This is a genomic window from Nonomuraea sp. NPDC051298, assembly GCF_055586305.1.
Genome location: NZ_JBVJIM010000040.1, coordinates 1 through 11,853, shown reverse-complemented (window position 1 = coordinate 11,853; position 11,853 = coordinate 1). Strand labels below are relative to the sequence as shown.

At 66.8% G+C, this 11,853-nt stretch carries 17 protein-coding genes; 14 read left to right on the top strand and 3 right to left on the bottom strand.

Annotated features, from left to right (window positions below; all coding sequences use genetic code 11):
- Positions 1–13 precede the first annotated feature (13 nt).
- The 8 genes from ACZ6S0_RS50130 to ACZ6S0_RS50095 all read left to right on the top strand — a co-directional run bounded on the left by ACZ6S0_RS50130 (position 14) and on the right by ACZ6S0_RS50095 (position 3,376).
- Complete coding sequence (locus tag ACZ6S0_RS50130) at positions 14–385, top strand: DUF4326 domain-containing protein (RefSeq protein ID WP_465927744.1); 372 nt, start codon at positions 14–16, stop codon at positions 383–385.
- A complete protein-coding gene (locus tag ACZ6S0_RS50125; RefSeq protein ID WP_465926719.1) occupies positions 378–617 on the top strand; it encodes a hypothetical protein in 240 nt (79 codons plus the stop codon). The genes ACZ6S0_RS50130 and ACZ6S0_RS50125 overlap by 8 nt, the downstream gene beginning before the upstream one ends.
- 349 nt (positions 618–966) lie before the next feature.
- Positions 967–1,116, top strand: coding sequence for a hypothetical protein (locus ACZ6S0_RS50120; protein ID WP_465927742.1), 150 nt, complete (start codon positions 967–969; stop codon positions 1,114–1,116).
- Positions 1,109–1,549, top strand: a complete 441-nt coding sequence (locus ACZ6S0_RS50115) for a DUF7736 domain-containing protein (RefSeq protein WP_465927740.1) — start codon at positions 1,109–1,111, stop codon at positions 1,547–1,549. The genes ACZ6S0_RS50120 and ACZ6S0_RS50115 overlap by 8 nt, the downstream gene beginning before the upstream one ends.
- Entirely contained in the window at positions 1,542–1,775 is a 234-nt protein-coding gene (locus ACZ6S0_RS50110) for a hypothetical protein (protein ID WP_465927738.1), read from the top strand. The genes ACZ6S0_RS50115 and ACZ6S0_RS50110 overlap by 8 nt, the downstream gene beginning before the upstream one ends.
- A complete protein-coding gene (locus ACZ6S0_RS50105; RefSeq protein ID WP_465927736.1) occupies positions 1,772–2,107 on the top strand; it encodes a hypothetical protein in 336 nt (111 codons plus the stop codon). The genes ACZ6S0_RS50110 and ACZ6S0_RS50105 overlap by 4 nt, the downstream gene beginning before the upstream one ends.
- A gap of 43 nt (positions 2,108–2,150) precedes the next feature.
- On the top strand, positions 2,151–2,492 hold the full coding sequence (locus ACZ6S0_RS50100) for a hypothetical protein (protein ID WP_465927734.1): 342 nt from the start codon (positions 2,151–2,153) through the stop codon (positions 2,490–2,492).
- Between the two features lie 77 nt (positions 2,493–2,569).
- A complete protein-coding gene (locus ACZ6S0_RS50095; protein ID WP_465927732.1) occupies positions 2,570–3,376 on the top strand; it encodes a tRNA(His) guanylyltransferase Thg1 family protein in 807 nt (268 codons plus the stop codon).
- A gap of 502 nt (positions 3,377–3,878) precedes the next feature.
- Here ACZ6S0_RS50095 and ACZ6S0_RS50090 read toward each other — a convergent pair.
- Positions 3,879–6,389 carry an NACHT domain-containing protein gene (locus ACZ6S0_RS50090; RefSeq protein ID WP_465927730.1) on the bottom strand — a complete coding sequence of 837 codons (2,511 nt, stop codon included), beginning with the start codon at positions 6,387–6,389 and terminating at the stop codon, positions 3,879–3,881.
- A gap of 177 nt (positions 6,390–6,566) precedes the next feature.
- Here ACZ6S0_RS50090 and ACZ6S0_RS50085 point away from each other — a divergent pair, with 177 nt between their 5' ends.
- Positions 6,567–6,737, top strand: a complete 171-nt coding sequence (locus tag ACZ6S0_RS50085) for a hypothetical protein (protein ID WP_319707051.1) — start codon at positions 6,567–6,569, stop codon at positions 6,735–6,737.
- Positions 6,738–6,922: 185 nt separating this feature from the next.
- On the opposite strand, the gene ACZ6S0_RS50080 is transcribed toward ACZ6S0_RS50085, so the two are convergent.
- Positions 6,923–7,540 (bottom strand): YkgJ family cysteine cluster protein, encoded by a 618-nt coding sequence (locus ACZ6S0_RS50080; protein WP_465927728.1) that lies wholly within the window; start codon positions 7,538–7,540, stop codon positions 6,923–6,925.
- A 428-nt stretch (positions 7,541–7,968) separates the two neighbouring features.
- On the opposite strand from ACZ6S0_RS50080, the gene ACZ6S0_RS50075 reads away from it, so the two are divergent.
- Positions 7,969–8,592, top strand: a complete 624-nt coding sequence (locus tag ACZ6S0_RS50075; RefSeq protein WP_465927726.1) for a hypothetical protein — start codon at positions 7,969–7,971, stop codon at positions 8,590–8,592.
- 188 nt (positions 8,593–8,780) lie between these two features.
- Here the strand turns inward: ACZ6S0_RS50075 and ACZ6S0_RS50070 are convergent, their stop codons facing one another.
- Positions 8,781–8,966, bottom strand: a complete 186-nt coding sequence (locus tag ACZ6S0_RS50070) for a hypothetical protein (RefSeq protein WP_465927724.1) — start codon at positions 8,964–8,966, stop codon at positions 8,781–8,783.
- Between the two features lie 276 nt (positions 8,967–9,242).
- On the opposite strand from ACZ6S0_RS50070, the gene ACZ6S0_RS50065 reads away from it, so the two are divergent.
- The 4 genes from ACZ6S0_RS50065 to ACZ6S0_RS50050 form a co-directional block, all read left to right on the top strand.
- Entirely contained in the window at positions 9,243–9,419 is a 177-nt protein-coding gene (locus tag ACZ6S0_RS50065) for a hypothetical protein (protein ID WP_465927723.1), read from the top strand.
- Between the two features lie 253 nt (positions 9,420–9,672).
- Positions 9,673–10,047 (top strand): hypothetical protein, encoded by a 375-nt coding sequence (locus tag ACZ6S0_RS50060; RefSeq protein WP_465927721.1) that lies wholly within the window; start codon positions 9,673–9,675, stop codon positions 10,045–10,047.
- A gap of 206 nt (positions 10,048–10,253) precedes the next feature.
- The gene (locus ACZ6S0_RS50055) at positions 10,254–11,135 is read left to right on the top strand and encodes a hypothetical protein (protein WP_465927719.1); all 882 of its coding nucleotides are present in this window, start codon (positions 10,254–10,256) and stop codon (positions 11,133–11,135) included.
- Between the two features lie 455 nt (positions 11,136–11,590).
- Positions 11,591–11,853 (top strand): hypothetical protein (locus ACZ6S0_RS50050; RefSeq protein ID WP_465927717.1); only part of this gene is annotated, 263 nt, incomplete at its 3' end.

Here is an 11,853-nt window from a genome sequence, read left to right as displayed (position 1 = left end):
CCAGCGGAGACGCGTGAAGGGCTGGAAGCGACCTGACAACTGCGTGATCGTGGACCGGACCTCGCGGTACGGGAACATGTTCGCCGTCCGTCCGTGCGATAGCGGATGCTGCTGGCGAATCGAGGACCCCGAGGGGGTCGCGGAGCGCTCGGACCGGCCCAACTCCTTCTCCTCCGAAAGGGACGCGCGCCAGTACGCGTGCGAGTTGTACGACCTGCACACGGGCCCGATGGGTGCGTACGAATTCGACGACGTCGATCAAATCGTCCTTGCCCTGAAGGGCAAGGACCTGGCCTGCCCATGCCCACTGCCGGGAGAGACCGACTGGTGTCACGCACGCGTTCTCCTGTCCATCGCCAACGGAGAGGTGGCTGAGCATGCCTGAGACGACGTGGTACGCATGGTGCTTCTCCCACGGAAGGCTCCATTACTTCACTCCGTCCAGAGAGTTCCCGGATGGTGCCTGGTGCACGGCCCTGTGGGTGCGACTCAACGGCGCTGACGAGTTCGAGGCGCTTGAGGACCGGAATGCCCGCTTCGGGGACGCCTGCTTCGAGCACGAGCTGCCGTGGGAGAAGCGCGTGGCCCTGCACGAGGTGAGGCATCCCAATGCCTGAGATCCCTGAGGAAGCCGTACAAGCCGCCACCGAGGCCCTGAAGGCTGTGGATGACACCCCTGGCGCTTACTCAACGCTCGCCAACTTCCAGCGGTGCGTTGCCAAGGTGGTTCTGGAGGCTGCTGCTCCTGTCCTCGCCGCCCAAGTGCGGCGAGAGACCGCCGAACAGATCGAGCGAGCGATCAGGTCAGCCACACCGTTCCACTGGACACGTTCGGGGGCACGCGCTTGGGCCGCCCGTGTCGCCCGTCAGACGGGAGAAGACCGTGCCTGACTTCACCACCGCGATCCGCAAACTCGCCACCCAGAGTCCTCCCCGCACGAGCGGGTGTACGTCATCCGGCAGATCTTGGACAAGGTCCACCGTGAAGGTTATGAGGAGGGCTACCTGCGGGCGATGGGAGACCGGGGCACGGCCGACCTGATCGCCGACGAAGAGGCCCGAGCCGCCGTCAATGAGAAGCCCGTCGCCCTACTTGAGGAGACCAACGATGCCTGAGACCCGCGACTTTCACCTAGGCGACATCCTGTCCGTTACGACGGGCCTGCTCGTCTCGCCCAGACACTTCGACGGCGTCTACGACATCTTGAACTGGATGACGGGAGACAACCTGTTCACCCACCAACTTCCCCGGGCGCAGTCTGAGTGTCAGGGGCCGCTCCTTCAGCAGCACCCCGACCTCGCCGGCATGCCGCTGCCCGGCGAGTTCACCAGCGAGGAGCACGTGCGGACGTGGCTCGCCGAGCAGGTCGAACGGTACGGCGAGACGCGCCCGGTGGCTCCGATCGACCCTGAGCGGCACCTGCAGATAAGCCCGATCGATGAGATGCGGATGATGCGCCCGGACCTGCCGATCGACGTGGTGGACATCCCGCCGCCCGGGCGCTCGCCGAAGATCAAGCGCGTCTATGACGGGGACCGCCGTGGCTGAAGACCTGCGCCACTGCCAGGCGCGAGCCCTCGCCAACCCGCAATGGCTGGGCATCACCCGAGGACATGAGGTGCGCGAGCAGCCCGACGAGAACGGGTCCGTACAGGTGGCCTGCTCCTGCGGCAGCATCGTCCTCCACCGCATGCTGGTGCCGGGCGACAGCAAGGAGTTCCTGAAGGCTGTCCGCCAGCACGCCGACCGAGACAACATCGGGTGGTCCGAATGAGCGACGACCTCCGCCGCCGCTACACCGAGGCCATCGGAGCCTGCGAGCGTCCCACCATGGAGGACCTCGCCGACGCTGTGATGGTCGTACGGGACGAGGAACTGGAGACCCTCCGCAGCGCCTATGACACCACCCGAGCCCAGCTCAAGGCCGTCCGAGAGGAGTACACGGTACGGACGGGCGAACTGCTGGAGTGGCGTCAACGCGCCGACAAGGCCGTGAACGCTCTCCGCGACACCCTCCCCGCCATCACCTCAGGGAAGAGCTGGAAGGCTGAGAGCATCGTCAGAGCCGCTCTCGACGACACCACGACGAAGGCCGACCGTGGGTAGGCCCCGCCTGTGGAAGCCGAAAGGAAGCGGCTTCCGGCGCATCATGGATGCTGGCACGACGGCGGTGTGGATGCGCCGAGAACCCGACCACACGGTGACGGCCGTCGTCTACCTGGACCACGGCCCCGACATCGCGCCCTGCAGCGGCATCTGGACGGTCTCCAGCGTCTACGACGGCCCGATCCTCTGGCAGGTGCTGGACAAGCCCCACAGGGTGCGGTGGGCGTTCGACGAGGACGCCAACGGCGGCGAGTACGGGCAGCCTGCCGGGTGGCAGCCCATCCCTGGTGGGCCGCCCCGCCGTCGGCCGAAGGTGCGCAACCGGTGGACCTCCTACAAGGGAGGGCGGAGGCCGCGCAAGTTCGGAGAGGTACGCCGTGGCTGACCCGCTCATCGTGATCGCCCTCGACGACACCACAGAGGAGACTGGACGTGACTGACAAGGCCGCTCTCGGTGATCGGATGAAGGGCTACGAGGCGGCCACCCGAACCGTGCTGCCGCGCCGCACGTACGCCGTGATGCGAGTGGACGGCCGGGCCTTCCACACCTTCCTGCGGCACGCTGACAAGCCGTTCGACGACACCGTGATAGCCAGTATGAACGCTGTGGCGGAGGCCCTGTGTGCAGAGATGTCCGGCGCAGCGTTCGCGTTCACCCAGTCGGATGAGTGCTCGGTGCTGCTGACGGACTTCGACTCGCATGGCACGCAGCCGTGGTTCGGTGGAGTCATCCAGAAGATCGCCTCCATCGCCGCTTCGACCGCGACCGTGGCGTTCAACCGCGCCTACGGCGTCGACTACGACGACGCCCACGCCACCTTCGATGCCCGCGTGTTCGCCATCCCCGACCCGGTAGAGGTGGCGAACTACTTCCTTTGGCGGCAGCGAGACTGCGTCCGCAACAGCATCACCATGGCGGCGCAGGCGAAGTTCTCCCACAAGCAGCTCCACGGAAAGTCCACGGGCGACATACAGGAGATGCTGTGGTCGCAGCACGGCATCAACTGGAACGACTACCCAGCCGGCGCCAAACGCGGACGGGTGTGCGTCCGCTACACCGAAGAGCAGGACATCACCTACACCGACCGGCGAACCCAGCAAGAGACGACGTCCAAGGCGTTACGCTCCCGATGGCTGTCCGAGGCGGCACTGCACTTCACCGCTCAGCCTGACGGGTGGCTTGCGTCCGCGATCCCGCCGATGCCATCGCTCATGCCCGTGTCCAGCCTGGCGCCTGAGACGCCAGCCCTACCCGAGGAGGAGACGTGACCACCGCTGAGAACCGCTGGCACTCCCGCCAGTGCGCGTACGGTCGGACCGGAGACCCGAGGACGAGTGCCACTGCCCTGACCCGGTCGGCCCGGACACCGGCCTTGGGGAACAATCGAACAGCCAATAGCGACAGGCCGTTCTGAGCCTGGTCAGGGGCCTCTTCGAACCAAGCGCTTGACCTTGATAAGCTAGTTATCGCGAGTCAGAGAGCCCTCGAGCCACGGCGGGCGCGTCGCCTCTGGGCGGCACGGCGGTCGGCCACGCGTAGCACAGGCGCGAGCTCCTTCCAGGTGACCCCGGCCTGGCGGGCCGCATCGATCAGGTCGGGTTCTATGTCGGTCAGCCAGCCGCGCAGTTCGGCAAGCAGGGGCTGGCCAGGTTGTAGGCAGGCTTCACGGCTCGCAGCTCCGGATGTGGTCAAACTGATGACAGATGTGTCGTCACTACGATGACATGCCGTCCTACCAGTCGAGGCCGTAGCCACCGGCAGATCAGTACGTCACACGGAGGACTCCATTTCCGCCAGGCACTTCAGCAGCTTCAGGCGATGTGGTTCCTTCCAGACGCAGCGATTCAGCGCGTCCGCCAGCATGGCAACGGCGACAGGCCCGTCCAGGTTGGCCAGTTTCTTGATCAGTACCGCAAGCTCATCGGCGTCGCCTTCCCGCTCCCTCACCATCTCCGCGATGACCGAAGCGGCGCGCTCTTGGTCGAGCGCCATCAGGTAGTCGGACGCGTAGTCGCGATACATGATGTTGAGCCGCCGGCTCATGGACAGTTCGGCGAACACGTCCACGGCACGCAGCGGGTCGAACTCGATGATCTTCTTCGACAGATGGGCGCGGTCGACGAAGCTGATCGCCGGGCTCATCAAGACGATGGACAGCACCTCCACTGCTGACGGCACGTCGACCGAGGCCAGATCTTCGGCGGCGACCACCGTCTTTGACAGGTCACGGCCACTGGCCATCCTCCGCAGCGTGTCCGCCGCCGCTTCGCGGACCTCGTCCCCCAGATCCACCCCGTCGCGGACCAGCTCCGCAATCCCGGCCGCCGAGCTGTAGCTCCCGGCTAGCTGAACCAGCAGGTCGCCCAGGCCCGGTAGGCAGCAATCCTCCGCGATCCAGGCGGCGACCAGGAACCGATCGTAGGAAGTCAGGTACGACAGCGGGCGCAGGCCGTTCTTGTGCGACAACCTGAGCAACTCGCTCTCGCCGATGCGCGGCTCGCGGGCGGCATGCCTGGCGGCCAGGAACTCAGCCAGGGTCTGGTGCACGAAGGCCACGTCGCCGGCTGTTTCCACCACCAGACCCGTACGGCGCAGCACCTGCGCCGTCAGCGCGTCCCACCTGCTCACCGACATGTCATCGGGCCTAAGACCGGCTACGCACGCCCTGATTTGCTCCAGCGCTCCGGTGCCAGCGCGCTCATGCTGCCGCCGGAGGGCGGCCTGCCCCAAAGCCGTCAACAGCCTGCCCGGCAGGTTGTCGATCGCAGCCGACGACTGAGCGCCGTAGCGCCGCAGTTGCGTGTGGAGCTGGTGGTTGATCCCCGTCGAGGAAGGGTCGTAGAACCTGTCGCACAACAGCTCGTAGAACCGCTGGTATGCGGCGTACCTGCCCATGGGGAGGGGATGCGTGGAATCGGCCGCGTGCAGCTGGCAGAGAATGGTGGCCATGAGTGGGTTCCTGACCAGTTCCCGAAGCCTTCCGCTGTTGACCTGGTGCATGAATGCCTCCACGGCAGGAGCGGGCCGGGGCACGCGGGCCGCATCCATCCAACCTCGGACGAACGTGGGTAGCTCGCTCACCTCAAGGGGGAGCAACTCGTACCGTCCGGCAGGGCTGCTCCCCGCGCTGCGATCGTCGCCATCGTGGCGGCGTCCAGCTTGCTCATCGAGCCCGCGCCGACCACCACGACCCGTCTTCCCGCGTGCCGGACCCGTGTCAATGTCCTCGTCCAGGATGGCTAGTTCAGAGTCCGGCAGCGGCCTGCTGCCGATGACGAACCGATAGGGGCCTTTCCTGTTGGAGTTAAGGGCTTTGAGCACCCGAAGGCGTTCGTCGATGTCCGAGATCTCGTCCAGGCCGTCGATGAGGATCAGCCATTGCGCACCCGGCAAGGGCGGGTCACGGAAGAAGCGGTCGGCTGGCGGAATGTAGTCATGGCCTTTGAGCTGCAGCACGATCGCGTGCGCCAGTTGCTGCGTGAACGAGCCCGGCTGCATCAGGGCGTGCGCTGGAACATAGACCGGGAAGAGCGGCTTGTCCGGGGGCTCTTTGTCCTTCGAGGACAAGATATGGATCACGCCGGGATGCGCCGACCGGCGGGGCCCGGCCCTTTTCCCATCCTCGGCGAGGCGCTCCTGCGCGAGCCTGACAACGATCATCCGCAGCAGGCTCGACTTACCCGCGCCCGGCCCGCCCAGCAGCCACGTCATGGGAACGTTCCCTTTGACGATGTCCTCAGCCGGCCGCCTGTCCCAGGCGGCCTTGTCCAGGCCTTTGCCGGGTTCGCCAGCCGACCGCAGCTCTGCCTGCTGGCGGACGTAGACCTGCGACAGCGGAGGAAGACCGGTGCCCGGCAGAACTGCGGGATACGGATGCTCGAGCGAGGCGAGGCGGATCGCATTGAGGTATTCGGCGAGTTCACCCGGCAGGGACGCGCTGGGCGGCCGCGGGCCGGGCTCCGCCTGTTGCCTGGCAGCCTCCCACAGGCCCTTGAACCTGTTCCTCTCCCGCACTAACCGGTGACGGTCCTGCGGTCCGCCCGGCGAAACCCTCCGGAGCAGCGCTTCAACGAACGCCCACAGATCGGCGAAGTCATCGGGCACCCGACCCTGCTTCAGCCACCCCGACACGGTCTGCGGACTCAGCCGCGGCCCGTTCCCTCCATCGTGAATATCGTCGAGGAGCCCGTTCCTGCTGTAGCGGCCGGGCCGCTCCCTCGACTGCTCCTCCAGGCTGACGAGCTCACGGTGGAGACTATGACGGCTGCGCGGCTTGTTCACCTACCTCCTCACCCGACCTCGTCCGTCCGATCCGTACGACCGTTCATGCCACGGGTCACACCTCGACCTGCGCCTGAACGCCGGGAATCCGACCTGTACGGCGTCCGTGGCCGTCCATACGCACTCCGCCCTTAACTGGGATTTCACCAGTAACGTCTCGGGAGGGGAAGGGCTCGGATGGATCCGGTAGTTCTGGCCGCCGCGACGACCGTCAGCGTGGTCTTCATCGTGGCGGTCGCTGCGGTCGTGATGGTCTGGCTCGCAGCGCGCCGCACGAGATCGGCTGATCTGCCTGCGGCGCTTGACGGCGTGGCCGTCGTGATCCGCGCGATCCTCGGCAAGAAATGAGGCAGGCCGGTGGGCGCAACGACCTCGAACAGCCGTGGACGCTGGTAGACCGGGATCTTGGCGAACTGACCGCCGATCAGGGCCACGGCGTCGTCAGCGCGACAGGGCGGCCGAGTCGGCTGACACCGCCCTCCGACCGCCGGCGATCCGGAGCAGGTGCACAGGGCCGCGGAGCGGAGGTGCTGTCAGATCTCGAGGCGACCTCCTTGATCTTGGCTCTGAACCGACCGGCGGGCCTGAGCCCGCCGGTTCCGTTGGTCGTCCGCGTGCCGGCTCAGGAACCGCTTGCCCAGGGGGGTGTCAAGCTGTTCCTGGAATTGCTGAGTTGTCATCGGTCGCTTCGCAGTCCCGGCCATGCGCGCCGCCTCCACCAGTGCGTATGCCTCGGCAACCGAGAGCAGTGCGGATCCGTCGACGATCGTGCACCCGTGCGGGCATTCCAGTCCTTCGGTGGCGCTGTAGATGCGGCACACCGCAGGTCTGAGGTTGTAGGCCGAGCAGCGTCCCTCGCCGGTGAGCGCCGGGCATGGGGCTGGGTGGCCGAGCGCAGCGCGGCGCTTGGCCTCCTGCCGGTCCGGCAGCCGTACCCCGGCGGCACGTAGGCGCTGACGCTCGCGTGCACCCATGTCAATCGTGTCGTGGCAGTCATGCGTGCCGCACAGACCGCGGCAGGCCACCGCAGGGACACGAGCGTAGATCTCGGCCAGTTGTTCATCGGCGGCCGCCGCCCACGCGCTCGGCGGATGGGCGTGCTGGCGGTCACGGGGGGCTCGCTCTTTCGACGACTCGTCTCCGTGGAGCATGCCTATGATCATGCTCGATGGAACGGCGCGCTGTCGACGACCGGACGGGTACGGCCGAGCGGATGCTATGGCATCGAGCGTCCCGGCCAACCTCAGCAAGCCGACTGCGGGCCCGCAGTCCGAGGCTCACCGAGTCCTTACCGCCCGTGGGTACGGTGGCCGGTGGAGCGGCTCGGACAGGACAACACCCGGACACCTGATGGGCGAGCGCGGCGCTGTGGGTGATTGAAGCGCGCGCTGCTGAACGCGCTCATCGAGCACTACGAGGTGTTGCCCGACGGGCCGGTGAAAATGATGCGCCAGTAGCGGCATAACTCTCGACCTGGGGCGCTGGTTTGGGATAGCACAGCCATGCTGTGGCCTACAGGTGACGTCTCGTTCCCGCGATCCCTACGCTGGGCAGGCGACTACTTCCCCCTGGAGCCACCATGGCCGACCAACCACCCGACGACACGATCCCCCGGCGCCGCCTCACTGTGGTACCAGCCCTTCCCGACGACCCACCGCCACCGCCCGTGCCGACGGATGCCGGGAACAAGGTCGCCCTCGTGCACGCCGCGTACGCCATCGGCGATCTGACCGCCGAGCAGGCCGCCGAGATGATCGCCGCACTCCCCGGCCGCGAGGAGACGGCGATCGAGCACGGCTGGCGTGCCGACCTGGTCCTCTCAGGACTGCTGAGGTGCGGCGGCTGCGGCGGTGACCTGACCCCCGACATGACCGCCGGTGCCATTACCTTCGCGTGTCCGGCCGACGAGTGCGGCCTGGTGCGCATCGCGGCGCGCGTACTGGTGCCGGCCGTGGTGGAGCAGGTGCTGGAGCAACTGCGCACCGCCGCCACGCCCGATCTTCTGCTGGCGCTCGCGCACCGCCGCGGCGCCGAGCTCGTGCCGCCGGACACGACGAGCGGGGAGAGCTGGTGGGCCAGCGCAGACCCCGACGCACAGAAGGAACTGCTCGCTCTGCTCGTTGAGCACATCGTGGTCAAGCCGGTAGACAGGGCGGGGTTCGACGTCGCGGCCCGGCTGTCGCTGGCATGGCGCTCGGCCTGACGTGAAGCGGGGCCGAGGGTCGCGACGCTTTCCCCACGCACGATAGCTACCAGCAGGGCCAGGGCCGGCACCTGCACCGCGCCCAGCTACGTATGGCGAGGCTGGGCCTCCTCTCCGAGAAACATGCCGGGGAGGCCCGGGCGGTTCTTAGAGGTCTTCCCGGAGAAGGGAGGGCGGCGAGTCGGTGATCAGGCGTCGAACGATGGCGGCAAGGCCCAGGCCGACACTGACGGCTGCGGGTCCATATCGACGATCATCACCGGTCTCCGGGATTGGGCCAGGTCAGGGGCAGCAACTGTCTCGGTGGCCTTCTCGTACCCGCCTTGCTCGAAATTGATGACGACCCGGGGGTCGTTCTCGTCTTCTACTGCCATGCCGCGAGCGTACGTGGCAGAGCTGGGCACCGAGCCACCCGCTTGGGAGACAGGGCCCGATTGGCTTTTGAGAAGAAGGCGATCTCGATCTCTGGCCACAACGAGGTGAGCGGGAACGGGATGGAGGACGACGTTCCGTCTGATGCCTGCGTGAGACGCTCGTACCGCGTTGCCGTTCTGGATTCTGTCCCATCCGGAGCTCGTGCATCCCGGCCAGGTCCCCGCTTCGGGCGGCGGTGTGGGCGGCCGATTGGATCAGCAGCCCGCGCCTGTGGCATGGCGAGGGTCGCCCGCCTCCGCAATGCACGGCTGAAAGCCGCCACCGCTGTCGTGGACGAAGCACTCACCGAACGCTCCAGCAACACCTGGCAGGCGGCAATGTTCACGCGCGCACCTGCACCCGCAACGGCTGCCGCGACAACGCCGACGATCATCGAACGGGTGCGCGACTGACTGCAGCGCGAATAGCCCGCCGACCAGCCGGGCTGGCGCTACTCCCGCCGATCCATCTCGGCGAAGGCCACCGTGGTTAACTGCTTGCCCGAGGACGGTGAGCCCGTGATGTACTACCCGGGGCGAGCGAGTTGATCCTGCGCGCTGACACGGCGCACGCCGACGCCCCTGCGGAGCCCTGATTGATCGCCGCGCGGCACAGTCGGCGCGCCGTTCGACGCCCACCCCGTCACCCCAGAAGGAGCCGCCCACCATGATCGATGTCAAGGCAGCGCATCCGGGTTCGCTGCCGGCGCTCCACGCGAACGCCGCTGCCTACACGGCCTTCCGTGCCGTCACCGAGGTCCGCGGCCGCCAATACACCGTCTCTGAGCCTGTCACGGGCGGCCGCCAGGCGATGGCCCGGCTGCTGCGCACGGCCGCTCATGTTGGCTACGTCCGCCCGGCCACCTGCCCGGCCGGCAGCGGCTGCTACGCGGTGCTGGACATCCTCGACGGAGACGACGCGCAGGTGCAGGAGTACTGCATCCCCACCGCGAGCGCCTTCCGCTGGTGGTATCGCAGGCTCGGTCTCCGGGTGGAGCACACCGACGGTGATCCGCTCCCACCGGAGTTGCTGCCAATCTGACCCCGATGAGCGCCAGCCTTCCCGCACTCGAAACCGAGGCTGAGAGTGACCCCCACTGAGTAATCTCACCCCCGCAGCCTGGGCCGACAAGGAGCGCGCCGACGGCAGCAGGACCGTTGATGCCTCTGCGAGGCTACCGATGGAGCCGTTAGGCTGACGGGCGTCCTCGCATCCATTCGCTGACACACCCCTGTGCAGGAGCGCCGATGGACTGGCACGAACGTTTGCGCGACCGGCTGGCCGACCCTCACAACGGCCTGCCCTACCAGATGGCCGTTGCCGTGGAAGGCCGTCCGCTGCCGCCCGGAAGACGGCTGTACGCCTTGGCCGACGTGTTGGGCGTTGATCCTGGTGACCTGATGGTCGATCTGCGGAAACAGAATACAGACGAGCAGGCGGTCCGGGCGACTGTGGACCGGCTCGTAGCCATCGTCGAAGCCCGGGTGCCGAAGAGCACGATTGCTCGGCATGCGGATGCGCAACGGGGCAAGATACGACACGATGACGGCGTGACGCGCACCGACGCAGCTCGGGCCGACCTTGCCAGCAGTGCCTGGCGGGGGCTGCGCGGCCTGTTCCGCCGCCAGGACCCGGTCGAGCTACTCGCCGTCAAGGCTGGAAGAACGTACGCCCTTCGCCGGTTCCGACCCCACCTGATCTATCTGACCCCTGCCGCAGCTCTGTCATTTATCGGGCTGATCTCCACCGTCGTGCGCGGGTGGCCGCTGTGGTGGGCTGCCGTTTGTATGGCAACGGTCGCGGCCGTGTTGCTGACCGGCATGATGGCCTACTGGATCGAGATCGCCCAGCGAACGTGGACCCCGCTGGAGGTCGTGCTGCGCTTCCGGGACGCGGATCTCAGCCTCTACCGTGACGGGCCTGCCGAGATGGCTCGGGATGTCGCACGCTTCTTCCGCGAGGTAGGTCCCACCTGGCCGAGCCGGGTCCGCGTGCGCTACCCACACGACGTGTGGGTCACCGCCGGTAGGTGTGCCGACATGACATCCCTGCGCAACTGTGTCAGCAACACCTTCCCGGACCTCGAGCAGGCGTTCGCTCTCTCGACGGCGCCACGGCACCGGCCATGACGAGTTCACCGCGCGGGCCATGGCACCGCGGTGCTGTCCCGATGACTTCGACGTGTAGCTGCGGCCACGTCGAGCGGGAGCCGCGACGGGGAGATGTCGTTCACGGCGCGCACCATGCCGGAACGCGGCACTAACGTCGCGCTGGACCAGACCCGCCTAGGTGTGGTGTTCCACCTCGTTGGTGACGCGGATGTCGGGCGTTCGGATTCGCTTCATCGAGCTTCTTCGTGCATTGCACTAACAGAAATCCGACGCAGAACATTAATTACCTAGGAGCTTATTAAGGCGCATTCTATTAAGAAATTAATGGTTGCCAATTATCGCTTATTGCGTTATTCTTATTCATGCGGCAACCATGCTGACCAGGCAGAACGCTGAGGGGTCCGTGCTCGCCGGTCATGTCGTAGGCCTCCGCAAAGCCTCCATTTCGCACCCTTTGACGGGGAGAGATCGCCATGGCCACATATCGGTTAGGTCTGCCATCTGAACTGAAACGCGCACTGGAATACGCGCTACCTAGGCAGCACGGAACCTACTCGCCGATCGTCCACGTGACGCCACGCGACCGCGCTGGGCGCAAGTGCGCTGCCTACGACGCCCACCACTATGAGGTGCACGCCTTCGGCGGATTCAACCGGTCGTCGCAACACCTTGATCCGGAGGTGTTGCATGGGCAGACCAGCGGGGTGGATGACGACGCGCACCGGGCGGCCGGCGA